Annotated in this window: 15 protein-coding genes; 12 read left to right on the plus strand and 3 right to left on the minus strand. The window is 40.0% G+C overall.

Annotated features, from left to right (window positions below):
• Positions 1 to 68: 68 nt before the first annotated feature.
• Positions 69 to 2,480, minus strand: coding sequence for a sucrose synthase (locus VB733_RS19385; RefSeq protein ID WP_323341698.1), 2,412 nt, complete (start codon positions 2,478 to 2,480; stop codon positions 69 to 71).
• Positions 2,481 to 3,351: 871 nt separating this feature from the next.
• On the opposite strand from VB733_RS19385, the gene VB733_RS19390 reads away from it, so the two are divergent.
• On the plus strand, positions 3,352 to 3,552 hold the full coding sequence (locus VB733_RS19390; RefSeq protein ID WP_323341699.1) for a hypothetical protein: 201 nt from the start codon (positions 3,352 to 3,354) through the stop codon (positions 3,550 to 3,552).
• 71 nt (positions 3,553 to 3,623) lie between these two features.
• Here VB733_RS19390 and VB733_RS19395 read toward each other — a convergent pair whose 3' ends face one another.
• Positions 3,624 to 4,040 (minus strand): DUF4278 domain-containing protein, encoded by a 417-nt coding sequence (locus tag VB733_RS19395; RefSeq protein WP_323341700.1) that lies wholly within the window; start codon positions 4,038 to 4,040, stop codon positions 3,624 to 3,626.
• A gap of 258 nt (positions 4,041 to 4,298) precedes the next feature.
• Between VB733_RS19395 and VB733_RS19400 the strand changes: the two genes are divergently transcribed.
• The 4 genes from VB733_RS19400 to VB733_RS19415 all read left to right on the plus strand — a co-directional run bounded on the left by VB733_RS19400 (position 4,299) and on the right by VB733_RS19415 (position 8,998).
• Positions 4,299 to 6,458, plus strand: coding sequence for a Tex family protein (locus tag VB733_RS19400; RefSeq protein WP_323341701.1), 2,160 nt, complete (start codon positions 4,299 to 4,301; stop codon positions 6,456 to 6,458).
• Positions 6,459 to 6,958: 500 nt separating this feature from the next.
• Complete coding sequence (locus VB733_RS19405; RefSeq protein ID WP_323341702.1) at positions 6,959 to 7,357, plus strand: phage holin family protein; 399 nt, start codon at positions 6,959 to 6,961, stop codon at positions 7,355 to 7,357.
• Between the two features lie 98 nt (positions 7,358 to 7,455).
• Positions 7,456 to 7,641 carry a YqaE/Pmp3 family membrane protein gene (locus tag VB733_RS19410; RefSeq protein WP_323341703.1) on the plus strand — a complete coding sequence of 62 codons (186 nt, stop codon included), beginning with the start codon at positions 7,456 to 7,458 and terminating at the stop codon, positions 7,639 to 7,641.
• A gap of 349 nt (positions 7,642 to 7,990) precedes the next feature.
• Positions 7,991 to 8,998 carry a mechanosensitive ion channel family protein gene (locus VB733_RS19415; RefSeq protein ID WP_323341704.1) on the plus strand — a complete coding sequence of 336 codons (1,008 nt, stop codon included), beginning with the start codon at positions 7,991 to 7,993 and terminating at the stop codon, positions 8,996 to 8,998.
• A gap of 100 nt (positions 8,999 to 9,098) precedes the next feature.
• Here VB733_RS19415 and VB733_RS19420 read toward each other — a convergent pair whose 3' ends face one another.
• The gene (locus VB733_RS19420) at positions 9,099 to 9,899 is read right to left on the minus strand and encodes a histidine kinase (RefSeq protein WP_323341705.1); all 801 of its coding nucleotides are present in this window, start codon (positions 9,897 to 9,899) and stop codon (positions 9,099 to 9,101) included.
• Between the two features lie 175 nt (positions 9,900 to 10,074).
• Between VB733_RS19420 and VB733_RS19425 the strand changes: the two genes are divergently transcribed.
• The 7 genes from VB733_RS19425 (at position 10,075) to VB733_RS19455 (ending at position 14,910) form a co-directional block, all read left to right on the plus strand.
• Complete coding sequence (locus VB733_RS19425; protein WP_323341706.1) at positions 10,075 to 10,434, plus strand: c-type cytochrome; 360 nt, start codon at positions 10,075 to 10,077, stop codon at positions 10,432 to 10,434.
• A 220-nt stretch (positions 10,435 to 10,654) separates the two neighbouring features.
• Positions 10,655 to 11,780 (plus strand): peptide chain release factor 2 gene (gene prfB, locus VB733_RS19430; protein WP_323341707.1). Its coding sequence is split into 2 segments (ribosomal slippage): positions 10,655 to 10,726 and positions 10,728 to 11,780, totalling 1,125 coding nucleotides; the frame shifts between segments, so codons are not numbered across the junction.
• 148 nt (positions 11,781 to 11,928) lie between these two features.
• Positions 11,929 to 12,090 carry a DUF3285 domain-containing protein gene (locus tag VB733_RS19435; protein WP_323341708.1) on the plus strand — a complete coding sequence of 54 codons (162 nt, stop codon included), beginning with the start codon at positions 11,929 to 11,931 and terminating at the stop codon, positions 12,088 to 12,090.
• 94 nt (positions 12,091 to 12,184) lie between these two features.
• Complete coding sequence (gene ybeY / locus VB733_RS19440) at positions 12,185 to 12,712, plus strand: rRNA maturation RNase YbeY (RefSeq protein WP_323341709.1); 528 nt, start codon at positions 12,185 to 12,187, stop codon at positions 12,710 to 12,712.
• A gap of 184 nt (positions 12,713 to 12,896) precedes the next feature.
• Positions 12,897 to 13,352 carry a diacylglycerol kinase family protein gene (locus VB733_RS19445; protein ID WP_323341710.1) on the plus strand — a complete coding sequence of 152 codons (456 nt, stop codon included), beginning with the start codon at positions 12,897 to 12,899 and terminating at the stop codon, positions 13,350 to 13,352.
• 179 nt (positions 13,353 to 13,531) lie between these two features.
• Positions 13,532 to 14,134: an aminodeoxychorismate/anthranilate synthase component II gene (locus VB733_RS19450; protein WP_323341711.1), complete on the plus strand. Its 603-nt coding sequence runs from the start codon at positions 13,532 to 13,534 to the stop codon at positions 14,132 to 14,134.
• Positions 14,134 to 14,910 carry an MBL fold metallo-hydrolase gene (locus VB733_RS19455; RefSeq protein WP_323341712.1) on the plus strand — a complete coding sequence of 259 codons (777 nt, stop codon included), beginning with the start codon at positions 14,134 to 14,136 and terminating at the stop codon, positions 14,908 to 14,910. The genes VB733_RS19450 and VB733_RS19455 overlap by 1 nt, the downstream gene beginning before the upstream one ends.
• Positions 14,911 to 15,050: the final 140 nt, after the last annotated feature.

The raw sequence follows: 15,050 nt of genomic DNA on the forward strand, positions 1-15,050 counted from the left end.
CCTCTCCCTATCTCCCCCTCTCCGTGTCTCCCCATCTCCCCCTCTCCCTCATACTCCTTTCCCTTGACTTACCTTTGTATATGCTGTTCCAGAATTTTTTCGGCTCTTGGTTTGAAAACTAAATGGTATAAAGTTTCGAGATAGCGTAATCTCGCTTCGCGGTTTTCCGGGGTGACATAATCCCAGAATTTAGATATTTTCGATATTAATAGCAATTGTTTCGAGTGGAGTGTCCAGTTGTATTTGTTACGCACTCTTTCAATTACCTTTGCAGAAATTTCATGCCAATATTCGGGATTAGCCTCACATTCGTCTAGAAAATGCAATACTTTCTTTGCAGTTCCTTCGGAATCGGTGGGATTAAGATGAAAGACGTTTTCGCTATCATCGATAATTTCCGCAGCACCACCAAATTGAGTGGCAAAGGTAGGTAAACCGGAAATCATGGCTTCCAGGAGGGTACGTCCAAAGGCTTCAAACCGGGCGTAATGGATAAAAATACCACGACAGTCGGCTACAGTTCGATAAGCTTCCCCTAAATCGAGGCTGGAAAGTCTTATCCCCAACCAGCGAATGTGATTTTGGAGTTGGTACTGATTGATTATTTCATGGAGCCGTTCGATTTCTGCGGCTTCTTCGGGGTGTGTCGCTTGTTCGGAGGTGAATTTGCTGGTGAGTAAAATTAAGTTGCAGCGTTCCTGCAATTCTTTATTTTTCCCAAAAAATTCTGCCAACCCCGTGAGGTTTTTAATGAAGTTAATCGGTGCAACCGCAAAAATGGGACGTTTTTTGGTGTTTTCTAAATTACCGACAATTTGCGAATCTTCTTGTGTAAATAGAAGTTCGTGGATTTTAGCACGGGCTTCGCGATCGCGATCTGCGATTTGATTATAGGGGAAAAAGAGGTTTTCGTTGACCCCTGGTGGTACCATGTTGAATTTGGGGTTGAATAAGTCAATCCCATCGACGACATGATATAGCTGGGGCATGGTAAAGCATTTGTAGGATTCATACTGCCCAATGCTATCGGGTGTGCCGACGATTTCTTGGTAGGAGGAGCTAATAATAAAATCAGCTGCATTCATACTGATTAAGTCAGATGTAAATTGGGCGGAGAAATGATATTTGTCTTCTAAATCTTGCCAGTAAAGATTACTAAATAGGTATTTTGGCTTTTCTAGGGAGTGAGCAATATTGCAGTGGGTAACTTTGAGACGGCGAGCGAGGAGAAAGGCGACTAAATTCCCATCGCTGTAGTTACCAATAATTAAATTGGGTTTACCTTGAAATTCGGCAATTAATTCCCGTTCGGCTTCTAGTGCGAAGGATTCCAGATAGGGCCATATTTCAAATTTGGAAATCCAGTTTTGGGTAATTGGCGGGTTAGTATCAGGAAAGGGTACACGCAATATCCAAGCGTTTTCACTACCTTGGAGTTTTTCCAGGCGGAGGTTACAAGCGGTTCCTTCGCAATTGGGAATGAGACGAGTAAGAATTATGACTTTCGGATGAATTCCCAGAGAGTCAAGCCCAGCTAGCTTTATGTCTTCGCGTAATTTACTTTCTAAGCTGTGGGCTTGTTCTAATACATACATCACTTGTCCTGCGGTTTCGGGTCTTCCCAAAACTCCTTCCTGTCCAACCCAACCGTGGACGGATACCAAAACCACACGGAATATTGCTGGAACTCGCGCTACAAATGCTTCTAAGACTGCGGGTTCGGGACTATCGATCAAACGGTCAAAAAGTTCCAGGGTTTCGCGGACTCTCTCGGCTGTATTCCCCCAACCCGGTTCAAATCCTAGCGCCTGTAAGTCAAAGCGAAATTTCTCAAAGGGTTCTGTAGCAGGTTTATCGCTAAGTAATTGGATTGCTTGATGTACAGCTGCGGCTAACTCCGCCCCGGAATTTAAGCGATCGCTAATCATCAAGGGCACACCACTATATTGTAGTCGGTGCAATACTTGAAATAATTCTTCTAACCAGTGTTTTGGGTCTGATTCAAATTGGTTGCACAAGTAACGATTTAAAAACGCCAATCCTTGACCGATATTTCGCGGATCATCAATGACTGGGGAACCTTGGTAGAAGGGTTTGAGGTCGATTTCCAGAAGGTGCGGTTGGTAACGGTTGACAAGGCGATCGCGCACGTCTAACAATGCTTGGGGTGTCATTTTCTCGAAGTGTGTCATGTCCGCACCCAAGCGCCAAACTTCTTGGCTGGCTATCCAAGGACGTAGCAAAAACCAAGTGCTTTCTTCTTCGAGAATAATTTCGTGGGTGAAGTTGATTAAATTACCTAATGCTGAAGAATGGAAAAAGTAAGCAGGTTTATGCGACTTTTGGCAGTAGTCGGCAAATGCTTGCAAAATCTCATTCCGCAATAGGTATTGCTTCCCAGAAGTTCCTAAAGAGGAGATTAACTGACGTAAAGCGTTTTTCTCGTCGCTGTTTAAAACAGTTTGAACCAGTTCTTGCATAACAATATTCCGAACTCTAGTTCGACACTTTCAACATTCTTCTTAAACCTGCAATTAAAACCTTGATCAGCAACTTCGTACAAGTTTCTGAGGTTTTAGATAACAATTCTTTAAATCCACACAACACTAACGTTAGCGCAATTTTCTCTAAATGATTGATTTTTGACTACTTTGAGGGAAACTTTTCGATTTTTTTAATATCTGCCATAAATCTTCCCTTGACTCATTCCATTTATCCTCACATACTCATTTTGTTGAGCTTTTATGACATTTTTGCTTCAGTATGTGATAATAATTTTATACAATTTTCACCGAGTTAATACTATATTTGAGTAAGTATTCCCCAATCAAGCAGATTGGCAAATTGATAGACATTTACAATCATCCATAGAACTCTTTCTATTTCCAATAGATCAAACAAAGAAAATAGTTATTACAAATAAAATTACTACTTTTGGAGGAGGCATATACCTATTGATAATGCTGTTCCAAGTAGCCAAATAGAAGATAGACTTACATATCAAAGGCAATGTACATTGGGCGTGGGTTGGCAAAGCTGGCTGCTATCCTAATAACTACTGGTAATTTTTAAAGCCTACTTACTTTGCTTTTTCACCTAGTACAGTTCGGCGGAAATGAACCAACCATTCTAAAGTGATAAAAAGCTTATTTTAGAAGCTTTATTCCTTCTGCCTTTTGCCTTCTTACTTCTGCCTTCACGTACTAGATAAAAATATTGATGCCAAGAGTAATGTAAATTCTTGTAAAGATAAGCAACACCAATTAGCAAAATCAACTCTTGTATTCATGGAAAAGGTAAAACCACGCATCTCATTGATATGCCTTATCTGAATAAATCAGGGTGTTGATTATGGTGTTAATTCGCGATTTGGTTCAACAAATTCTCAGAAATGGCTATTTAACGCTTGCAGATGAAAACGAACTACGTAATCTTCTCAAAACTAAGTATGACGCAGAAGACTTGAAAGCTTTTATGAGACTTCAAGAAGCAGCAATGAATGGTTTAGTTAGGCAAGAGTCACGCGAAGAGTATATGTTAGAAATTAATTAAATAAAGCTACCATCTAAAATGCTTGAAAAGCTGATAAAATCATCTTTCTTTTGCCTTCGCATACCAGTAACCTAACTATTAATTTGATAACTTCGCCACGGAGAACCTCGGTATTTTCCCACAAGTTCACCTTTACTGATATTACTAACAGTATCCTGAGGCTCGTAGTTAGCACCTCGGTATTTACAGGGGGCTTCGACTGCCACATCCTCCGGAGGAATATCACTCATAGCTCGTGGCTCGGCAACTAAAGTGCGATCGCGCTGCGACTTGATTATATACTCATTTTGTTGTAAAAGCTGATGAGTCGATACCAAAACAACTATGAGTAAAAAAAGCTGAATTTCCCAAGGAGCTATGACTAGGCTAATAATGAAACTAATAATTGCAGCAACACCAGCTAAATAACCGATTTCGTCGGTACTTTTTTTAAAAATGTAACCACTGACTAAACCAGCCAAAAGCGGAATTAAAAAAGCAAACGCCATTTTTTCGTTACCTCTGAATCCACAAGCAGAAGCGTTATTGTGATCTTGATAATTCTGAATCTAGCAGAAGTAGTAAATATCACACTCACCCCAATTTTTGTCACCATCCTCTGCTAAGGACTACATACTAAGGATGGGGTACTAGATTTCAAATCCGTCTGGTATATTAATCTAACACTTTACGATACTTTTGAAATCATCAATATTATTCGCAAACTGCAAATTACCGTAAAGTAGTGTTTTCGACCTAGAGACGCGATGCTAAATATTCCTCAACAACTAGCAACAGAACTTAATCTGAGACCCAATCAGGTACAGAATGCCCTGGAACTTTTTGCCGAAGGCGCGACTATTCCCTTTGTTGCCCGTTACCGTAAAGAGCGCACTGGCGAGATGGACGAAATACAGCTACGCGACCTCCAAGATAGATATAATTACTTAAAAGAAGTAGAAGAAAGAAAAACAACTATACTCAATTCGATTAGTGAGCAAGGTAAACTGACTGACGAGTTGAAGAAAAAAATCGCGGCTTGTTTGCAGAAAAATGAGCTAGAGGATTTGTATTTACCCTATCGTCCCAAGCGTCGTACTCGTGCCACGATCGCTCGAGAAAAAGGACTTGAACCCCTGGCTGAGTCGATTAAGTCCTTAAATGTGAAAAATGGTGCCTTAGTTCCCTTGGAAGGGGAAGCAGCCAAGTACATTTCTGAGGAAAAAGGGGTTAAAAGTGTTGAGGATGCCCTCAAAGGGGCTGCGGATATTTTAGCGGAAGAAGTCGCCGAAAAAGCGGAATTACGGGCATATTTACGCGAATACTTGTTAGATGAAGGTGTATTTGTCTCGCGCATCAAAGACGAACAGCCGGAAGGAACAACCAAATTTGAGATGTACCGCAACTTCCAAGCGAAGGTGAGGAACATTGCCCCCCACAATCTCTTGGCTTTGTGCCGTGGGGAAAATGAAGGCATATTAAGCTTTCAGATTGATTACGATGAAGAAGTTGTCCTTTCCTACCTAGAATCCCAGGAAATTTGCGTCAAGCATCGTCCCATCCGTGCTTTTTATCAGGAAATGGTGAAAGATGCATTTAACCGCTTGATTAAGACTTCCTTGATGACTGAAGTCATTGCCCAGAAAAAGCTTGAGGCTGATATTGAATCGATTAAGACATTTGAAACTAACTTGCGTGAATTGCTGTTATCTGCTCCGGCGGGGATGAAACCAACCCTAGCCATCGATCCCGGTTTTCGTACGGGTTGCAAAGTTGCAGTGCTAGATCAAACTGGTAAATATTTAGAATATCAAGCAATATTTCCCCATCAAGCCGCAGAACAACGGGCAAAAGCCGCACAAACCCTGAAAAATTTTATTGATAAATATCAAATTGGTTTAATTGCGATCGGTAATGGTACAGCATCCCGTGAAACTGATGAGTTTGTGGCGGAGGTGTTAAAAAATATCGAAAATAAGCCGATCAAAGTGATTGTGAATGAATCGGGAGCATCTATATATAGTGCCAGTAAACTTGCTGGTGAAGAATTTCCCGATTTGGATGTCACTGTGCGGGGTGCAATTAGTATTGGTCGTCGCTTACAAGACCCACTGGCGGAACTCGTGAAAATTGATCCCAAATCGATTGGTGTGGGGCAATATCAACATGATGTAGACCAAAAATTATTGAAGAAAAAACTCGATGAAACTGTCGAAAGTTGTGTAAACTATGTCGGAGTTGATTTAAATACAGCTTCTAAAGAACTCCTTACATTTGTATCAGGAATTACGGCGACAGTGGCGAATAATATTGTTACTTATCGTAATGAAAATGGTATTTTTAAAAATCGTCGTCAACTCTTGAAAGTACCGAAACTGGGACCAAAAGCCTTTGAGCAAGCAGCAGGTTTTTTGCGGATAAGAGGTGGTGAAAATCCCTTAGATAATACCGCAGTCCACCCAGAAAGTTATAAATTAGTAGAAGCGATCGCATCTGACCTGAATGTTTCTTTAAAGCAGGTGACACTAATAGCTGAAAATCTGAAAACAGTTGGTTTGAAAAAATATGTCACCGACACCATTGGAGAACCAACACTACGAGATATTCTCAAGGAATTAGAAAAACCTGGACGTGATCCTCGTGCGGAGTTTAAATATGCTACTTTTAAAGCGGGAATTAAAGAAATTTCCGATTTAACAGTAGGCATGGAACTGGAAGGAATTATCACTAATGTTGCCAATTTTGGTGCATTTGTTGATATTGGCGTTCACCAAGATGGTTTAGTGCATATTTCCCAACTCGCAGATAGATTTGTAGATGATCCCAAGAAAATAGTGAAGGTGGGACAAGTCGTCAAAGTGCGTGTATTAGAGATAAATGAAAAGCTGCGACGAATCAGTTTATCGATGAAAGCCCTGAAACAATAGTTATTTGGTTAACAGTTATTGGTTAGCCCTCTTCCAGAGAAGCAGGGTAATACCAATTCTCCAAAAAAAGAACAGATGGTAACGCGGGGACGTGGAGATGGAGAGACACGGAAATTTATTTTATGTGTTGCCAGATTTTAGAGAAACGATATAAAACCTTAATTTTCCATTGGCTAAAATCACGTAATTCCGTGCATTTATCCGAAAGTGATGGAAAAGCGTTAAATTTGCGTTCCTTAGAGACAATTTATAAAGTAAATATTAAGGATAGTCGCGCAGGGAGAAACGCGGTTTCTTTGGTTTAAGGTTTACTTTATACATAACCTCGTTAATGGCTCAATTAATACTCAATGTATTATCTAAGGACTCATACCCAAGCCCAAAAAATCCACCTCACGATATAGAATCAATCATCCTTGCTAAAGAGGCTAAAAATCGGTACATAGCTGAAGATAGTAAGTGAAAGTAAAAAGAATTTGATTTAGCTCATAGGTGCAAAAATGTTACCCACCTTTTTAACTGTATTAGCCACTGCATTAAGCTTACTGATTGTTGATATCCTCTTCCGTGGAGTTGATATTGCCAATTTCCCTGCCGCTTTGATAGCAGCCGTTGTCATTGGCTTTATTAATAGCTCTATCAAGCCAGTTTTATCGGCTCTATCTTTACCCCTAAATTTTCTCAGTTTTGGCGCATTTTCTCTGATTGTCAACGGCTTTTGTTTTTGGTTAGCAGCAGTCTTAGTTCCTGGCTTTGCTGTACATGGAATAGCTGCATTTATCCTTGGTCCAGTAGTTCTATCTTTAGCTAGCACATTCATCAACAATTACTTTGCTGAAAAGAACTTATCACTAAAAACTGGTGATGATGCCAGCAAAGCCCAACTACCTTCCAGCTAGTTTTTAAAAGCCTGATCTTGAAAAACAGGATTCAAAACTAGTCAGTGTCACCTCAATTACACCAACGTACACTTTAGAAATTTATTTGTCGTAATCTCATGAAACCACTTCGATACCTCCTTGCTCTTTTGATACCTCCTGTAGGTGTTTACCTCACATATGGATTCGGACAAACTCTAATCATTAACATCCTGTTAACTTTTTTAGGTTGGCTTCCTGGAAGTATCCACGCCATTTGGGCAATATCAAAACGTGAAGAAAGTTTCGATCGCCCCACAATTTAACTCAACTTGGGGGGGGTTAAAATCCCCCACTGGCTTCAGAGGTTGTTTGAAAATTTCCATATCATGTCAGGGTATGTAGCGTACTGGAATGTAGGTGTAAGCCTTCTCATGGAGTAATATCTCGACATGTACCCCAAACTCTAGATTCTGAACTTATGGGATACTCTAGTCAGTAATGAGAGAATTATAAGTTCTCGAACTTTTCAAACATCCTTTCAATGTTATCTTCCGCATCAGCATAAAATCTTTATTGACTAAAAGTAGTATAAATAACGCATTATTGTGAACAATATCCCTGGCTTATCTCATGTGTCATAAGTTGGGGATATTAATTTAGTGAGGAGGATTCATGAATAATATAGACATTTCCACAGCTTGGAAAAATGTTCAAAGCATGGTTAATGGATTCATAAATCTGCTACCAAGTATTATCTTAGCTTTGATTGTTTTTTTAATTTTTTTGATTATTGCTAGTAGACTTAAGATACTAGTTAAACGATTAACTCGTAATCATCGCTATGCTCGTAATTTAGGATTAGTATTGGGAAGATTAGCACAAGGAATTATAATTTTGATTGGGTTATTTATTGCCCTTTCTATTGTGATTCCTACACTTAGAGCCGGTGATTTAGTACAACTTTTGGGAATTAGCGGTGTTGCTATTGGTTTTGCCTTTCGTGATATTTTACAAAACTTCTTGGCTGGTATTTTAATCCTGCTGACAGAACCTTTTCACATTGATGATCAGATTGTTTTCAAAAATTTTGAAGGGACTGTAGAAAATATTCAGACAAGGGCAACAACCATCAGAACCTATGATGGTAGGCGAATTGTTATTCCTAACTCTGAGTTATTTACTAATTCGGTGACTGTCAACACCGCCTTTGATACTCGTCGATTAGAATATGATGTCGGCATTGGCTACAACGATGATATTGATCTAGCCAAGCAGTTTATTTTAGAAGCAATGTATGGTGTAGAAGAAGTTTTAAAAGAACCTGCTCCTGATGTATTGGTGATTGAATTGGCGGAAAGCACTGTCAATATTCGTGTACGTTGGTGGATTAATCCACCACGAAGAATAGACGATTTACAATCACGGGACAAGGTACTGTCTGCAATTAAGAAAAAGTTAATTGCCAACGGTATTGATTTGCCGTTCCCAACTCAACAAATTTTATTCCACGATCAAACCGAAGAGACGGATGGAAACCGCTCCCATCAACGTGAAGGTTGGCCAGCAGGTAAAGGTAAAGTACCGCAGCCTTCCCGCATCATTGATTCGCTCAAGTTACTGGCTCAAGTCTACTCATCTCAAGACAATAATGGCAAAGTGGATTCCCAAATTAACAAATAATGAGAAACTTGACATTAATAAACCTCTCCTTTGTTCATTGGAGAGGTAAAAAAGTTGTATGTTGTATATAAATCAAACTTCCAGCCCGTTGAATATATCACTATTTGCGAACTACTTCTTTCCCATTTTCTACAGAATCTTTATCTTTAAATAAGCTAGTTATAGCCATTAGTAATTCCTTCAATACTTGTTTAACCTGATGTTCGCGACGTGCAAGCAAACTACCAGCTTCACCTAATTTATCGCTAAGGTGCGCGTGCTTATCTATTACTTTGCCCGCAATCGTTTCCGCTTGTGGACGTGCTTGCTCATACCATTTTTTTGCATCTTCGAGATAACTATTGACCTCTTCATTACGTCCACCATAGCGTGCAGCTAAATTAGCTCTCACAATTGCCAGTTGTGCTTGTAACTGTGCATAGCGTTTCTTCAAAAGTGTTGCTTCTTCACTATTTTCAATTGCCTTAATTGCTGAATCAATTGCACTTTGAACCTGGGATGATTTTGCAGTGCTAGTCTGTTTAATTTCTGCTAAAATACCATCAACTTCTTCCTGAATTTTACTTTCTTCCTCATCCAGCTTTGCTTGCAATTGCTGTACTTCTACTTGGGTTTTGGCAATAGATTCATGCCGTTTACTATTGACAGCCTCCAAAGCACCTTCGATTGAAGCAGTCACCTCTTCTTTCATCTCAGTACCGCGTTCTTGAAGGTTTTCAATAACTGTAGATACAGCCTCACGTACCAATGTACGTAAATCACCAGAACCTTCTTTAAACTCATTAGCTACCAGAGATACGGCATTTTTAACAATTTCGCGAATGCGATCGACCCGTAATTGTCCACTTTCTTTTGCTAAATCTAGGTCAGCTTTAATTTGTTCTTTGATATTATTAGGCATATCTAGTAATTCACATCTAAATGTTCCTTTTTAATAGTGACTTATTAATTGCATATTTGTTACATCCTTTGGATAGATAACAGTTCTCCTAGCAATCACATCCATCTCAAGGTATACTTCTAAAGTTTGATATCATCAATTATGATTGCTAATTACAAATTTAGGACTTAGAAGTATGGGTAGAAAACGGGGAAAACAAATAACTTTACTTTTGTTATTATTACTATGCCTGCTAATGACGATTAATCAACCAGTATATGCATCTGAATCATCTAAAAATGAAGTTGTCGCCGCAAAAATATTTGAAATTAATTGTGCTGGCTGTCATCTTAACGGTAGTAATATTATTAGACGTGGCAAGAATTTAAAAATAAATACCTTAAAAAAATATCAGATGGACTTGATCGCCGCAATAACTGAGATAGTCACTAATGGGAAAAATAATATGTCGGCTTATAAAGATAAACTGACAGCCGTAGAAATTCAAGATGTTGCCAAATACGTTTTACAACAAGCTGAAAATAACTGGAAATAATTATTAGTCAACAGTAATCAAATCTAAAAAATGCAACTTCCTGCATCTAGCCACCCCCAATTGTGAAATATTTACCGCATCTTAAAGGGCATGTGGCAAGTTTCTGGAGGGCAAGGAAAAAATAACCCCTAAAAATAATCCCCAATTACCCCGTGCCCAATTTACAAATCCCGTGTAAAATCTAGTATTGCTCATAAATTAATTTAGTTATTTCAGTTCTATGGATGTTTTAGAACTCAAACGCGAAATTCAAGTGTTGTGCGATCGCCTGGGTAAAACTCAGGACTATCTTTGACATACCCGCACTCACAGCCAAAATTCAGGATTTAGAACAAGTTTCCGCACAGCCAGACTTTTGGGATGACCAAACCAAAGCACAGCAAACAATGCAGGAACTTGACGAACTGAAAGCACACCTATCACAATACCGAGAATGGCGATCGCAATTGGAAGACAGCAAAGCAGTCTTTGAATTGTTAGAATCGGAATCTGACGAGGGCTTGTTGCAGGAAGCAGCATCAAATATTACCAACCTCAATCACGAACTCGATTTGTGGGAATTAGAACAATTGCTCTCTGGTCCCTACGATAAAGAAGGTGCAGTCTTAACAATTAACGCAGGTGCTGGTGGAACAGACGCTCAAGATTGGGCAGAAATGTTACTGCGAATGTACACCCGTTGGGCAGAAGCACACCGTTACAAAGTTCAACTAGTCGAACAATCTGAAGGTGATGAAGCCGGAATTAAATCTGCGACCATCGAAATAACTGGACGCTACGCCTATGGTTATTTACGTTCTGAGATGGGTACTCACCGTTTAGTAAGGATTTCTCCCTTTAATGCCAATGGCAAGCGCCAAACCAGTTTTGCTGGGGTGGAAGTGATGCCGCAAATTGATAGTAGTGTCCAATTAGACATACCAGAGAAAGATTTAGAAATCACGACATCACGGGCTGGCGGCAAAGGTGGGCAAAACGTCAACAAGGTAGAAACAGCTGTGCGTATTGTTCACATCCCCACAGGTTTAGCCGTGCGCTGTACCGAAGAACGTAGCCAATTACAAAACAAAGAAAAAGCCCTGACTCGTTTAAAAGCAAAGCTATTAGTAATTGCCAGAGCACAACGCGCCAAAGAAATTGCGGAAATTCGCGGTGACATCGCGGAAGCATCTTGGGGCAACCAAATCCGCAACTACGTATTTCATCCATACCAGTTAGTTAAGGACTTGCGTACCAATCTCGAAACAACAGCCATAAACGACATCATGAACGGCGATTTAGACCCATTTATCCAGTCGTATTTAAGGCAAGAAAATCAATTGGTTGAAAGTGAGGCAACAACATAGAAGCAGATACGGAGAGGGGAAAACCTAGACGCAGAAAAGATTTTCCATCACTCTTTGTCCCCTTTCCCCATTCTGACGTTGCCAGGATGGCATATTTGCCCTCAACAAACTGTTAGAGTATAAGAGGCTTTGTTATCAAATCATTACCATGAGTAATTCTTCTACCTCTTCTGGTGAGCCAAAACCAACCTATGTCAAGTTAGCGATGCGAAATATGGTACAGAAGCGTTTAACATCGCTGAAGCATTTCGCCCTGACTACTGTAGGTTTGCTAGCTGTTTTCATCGGTCTAGCCTATTTGACTCGCTAAAAAACTTTCTCAAAACTTGCTTAATAAAAAGACTTACTCAAAAAACTATCAAAAGAATCGATCGCTCTGTTGATAAATTGTGGTGTGAGGTCAAGTGTTAGTTGAACTTTACGTTCAGGATTTTTTTGCAGAAGCTTCCCAGTCTGAGATTTTAGATACTGGGAATACTGATGCTATGGTTTCCCCTGAAACTTGGAATGATTGGTTTAAACGTTGGCTACAAGAACTTGAAGCAAATCTTCCACCTGCCCCAAGTTACGAAATTGGGCTGCGTTTAACTGATGATGCAGAAATTCAGCAACTAAATTCTCAATATCGTCACCAAAATCAACCAACCGATGTATTGGCATTTGCAGCCCTAGAAGTTGATTGTCCTCAACCAGATGAACTAGTTGATGCAGACCCATTATATCTAGGTGATATAATTGTTTCTATAGATACAGCAAAGCGGCAAGCTCAAGGTCAGGGTCATACCTTATCCAACGAACTTGCCTGGTTATCTGCACATGGCTTACTGCACCTGTTGGGCTGGGATCACCCGGACGATGAATCTTTGAGGCGAATGTTAGAACAGCAAGTAAAATTACTGATGGCGATAGGTATTTCTATTGACATACTATAAATTTAGATATGTTTAGTCGTATGTGTAGCGATTTCTACTAAAATATCGCTTTCTTAACTGTAATTTTGCGACTGTACTTTTATAATACTTCTGTAGAAAAAAAGTATCATTGCGTTATTTATTGCCGATGGGCAATTTTGACCCAGAGAAGAATAATTCCCACTTAAAACCTTGATTGATGCCTATGTCGCCAAAACTATCATCACCACCAAACCCTGGCACCTTAGAACCTCTTTTCTCCCAAGAACGCAAGTTATCCTGGAAAGTTGCCTCAAATTTATTCGTTAGCTTTAAATATGCTTGGGCTGGAATTAGCTATGCTTTTACGACTCAAAGAAATTTTCGTATTCACGTTTGTGTCGGCGCTCTAGCAATTGGTTTGAGCGTTTTTTTACGCCTTGAGTCAGTCGAAATTGCCGTGATTGGAATTACTAGCGGTTTAGTCTTGGCATTGGAATTGGTGAATACAGCTTTAGAATCACTAGTTGACCTAACTGTCAAGCAGACTTACCATGAATTGGCAAAAATAGCCAAGGACTGTGCAGCTGGTGCTGTACTTGTCTCTGCTTTGGTTGCGGTTTTAGTCGCAGCAACCCTGTTATTGCCTCCCTTATTTACATTCATCTTATCTCTTAACTAAATGATTGGTCTTTTTGTCCTGGGTGATGAATTTATGACCCATAGCCAAAAACTAATAACTAGTAAGTAACTCAATAAAAATCCCAAATAGTATCAATAACCTTGTAACTGCCTGTAAAATCCTGTGACAATCACAAATAGTGCATAGCGATCGCACAATTGACAGGAGTAATTATTGCAGTGCTTATAGTCATTGATAACTACGATAGTTTTACATACAACTTAGTTCAGTATCTCGGAGAATTAGCAGTAGATTTTCCGGTTGCAGCTGAGATTAAAGTTTTTCGCAATGACAAAATATCGATTGCCGAAATTCGCGATCTCAAACCTGATGGGGTTGTAATTTCCCCCGGTCCTGGTCGTCCTGATGACGCGGGGATTTCCCTGGCTATTATCCAGGAATTAGGGGAAAATTTGCCGATTTTGGGCGTATGTTTAGGTCATCAGAGTATTGGTCAAGTGTTTGGCGGTAGAATTGTTTCTGCCCCTGAGTTGATGCACGGTAAAACTTCACAAGTGTCTCATGCTGGGGTTGGTGTTTTCCGAGGTATAGATAATCCCATGACCGCAACCCGCTATCACAGTTTAATCATCGATCGCGATTCTTGTCCTGATGTGTTGGAAATCACTGCATGGGTTGAGGATGGCACGATTATGGGGGTGCGCCATCGGAACTTTCCTCATATTGAAGGTGTCCAATTTCATCCAGAGAGTGTCCTGACTACTTCAGGTAAACAATTACTCCGTAATTTTCTGGAACAATTACAGGCGAGAGAAAATTAATGAAACGACGAGAGTTGATGGGCTATGCTGGGGCAGGGATAGTCACAGCGTTGATTACTACCTTGAGTTCTGAATCTCAGACACAGGCACAATCTAGCAATCCATTGTCAGTTCAGTGGTTAGGTCATACTTGCTTTCTGTTTAGCGGTGGTGGTGCTAGGGTTTTAGTCAATCCATTTCGGACGCTAGGCTGTACTGCCAAGTATCGATCGCCTAAAGTTGCATCTGATATGGTGCTAATTAGCAGTCAGTTGCTGGATGAAGGTGCAGTGGAAGGTTTACCTGGGAATCCGAAATTAATTTACGAACCAGGAACTTATAAATACAAAGGTTTGGATATTCAGGGAACTGCGATCGCTCATGATCGCAAAGGTGGTAGACAGTTTGGGATGAATACAGCTTGGAGTTGGAAGCAAGCGGGAGTAAATATCGTCCATCTTGGTGTCCCAGCTGCACCCTTGGCATTTGAACAAACAGTGGTATTTAGCCGTCTTGGTCGTCCAGATATTTTATTTATACCTGTTGGTGGTGGCAACAAAGGTTATAATGCCCAGGAAGCCAAGCAAGCTGTAGAAGTAATTAAACCAAAACTTGTGATTCCTACCCATTACCGCACCCAAGCCGCAGATAACCAATGTGATATCTCATCTGTAGATGAGTTTTTGAACTTGATGCAGGGTGTGACAGTGCAGCGTAGTAATAGCGATACGATTTCGATCAATCCCCGTAATTTATCGGATACAACTACGATTCAGGTGATGACTTATAAGTTTTAAATTTGAAGCTGCTGTAGACAACTTCTTGCAGATAAAAAGTATACCCCTGTGTCTGGGCAAACGATTGTTTGCCCTAATTTTTATTTAGAACCAAAACAAAAAGCGTTATCTTGAGACTGTCAAGCGATCGCATCCTACTA

The sequence above is a fragment of the Calothrix sp. UHCC 0171 genome (assembly GCF_034931845.1).
Lineage (GTDB): Bacteria > Cyanobacteriota > Cyanobacteriia > Cyanobacteriales > Nostocaceae > Brunnivagina.

What these genes read in the sequence shown, in the direction of transcription:
- VB733_RS19445 (WP_323341710.1), top strand. Translation starts at nt 12,897, where the DNA reads ATGTCGCCAAAACTATCATCACCACCAAACCCTGGCACCTTAGAACCT.
- VB733_RS19415 (WP_323341704.1), top strand. Translation starts at nt 7,991, where the DNA reads ATGAATAATATAGACATTTCCACAGCTTGGAAAAATGTTCAAAGCATG.
- VB733_RS19395 (WP_323341700.1), bottom strand. Translation starts at nt 4,040, where the DNA reads ATGGCGTTTGCTTTTTTAATTCCGCTTTTGGCTGGTTTAGTCAGTGGT.
- VB733_RS19410 (WP_323341703.1), top strand. Translation starts at nt 7,456, where the DNA reads ATGAAACCACTTCGATACCTCCTTGCTCTTTTGATACCTCCTGTAGGT.
- VB733_RS19455 (WP_323341712.1), top strand. Translation starts at nt 14,134, where the DNA reads ATGAAACGACGAGAGTTGATGGGCTATGCTGGGGCAGGGATAGTCACA.
- VB733_RS19420 (WP_323341705.1), bottom strand. Translation starts at nt 9,899, where the DNA reads ATGCCTAATAATATCAAAGAACAAATTAAAGCTGACCTAGATTTAGCA.
- VB733_RS19425 (WP_323341706.1), top strand. Translation starts at nt 10,075, where the DNA reads ATGGGTAGAAAACGGGGAAAACAAATAACTTTACTTTTGTTATTATTA.
- VB733_RS19405 (WP_323341702.1), top strand. Translation starts at nt 6,959, where the DNA reads ATGTTACCCACCTTTTTAACTGTATTAGCCACTGCATTAAGCTTACTG.
- VB733_RS19385 (WP_323341698.1), bottom strand. Translation starts at nt 2,480, where the DNA reads ATGCAAGAACTGGTTCAAACTGTTTTAAACAGCGACGAGAAAAACGCT.
- VB733_RS19390 (WP_323341699.1), top strand. Translation starts at nt 3,352, where the DNA reads ATGGTGTTAATTCGCGATTTGGTTCAACAAATTCTCAGAAATGGCTAT.
- VB733_RS19435 (WP_323341708.1), top strand. Translation starts at nt 11,929, where the DNA reads ATGAGTAATTCTTCTACCTCTTCTGGTGAGCCAAAACCAACCTATGTC.
- VB733_RS19400 (WP_323341701.1), top strand. Translation starts at nt 4,299, where the DNA reads ATGCTAAATATTCCTCAACAACTAGCAACAGAACTTAATCTGAGACCC.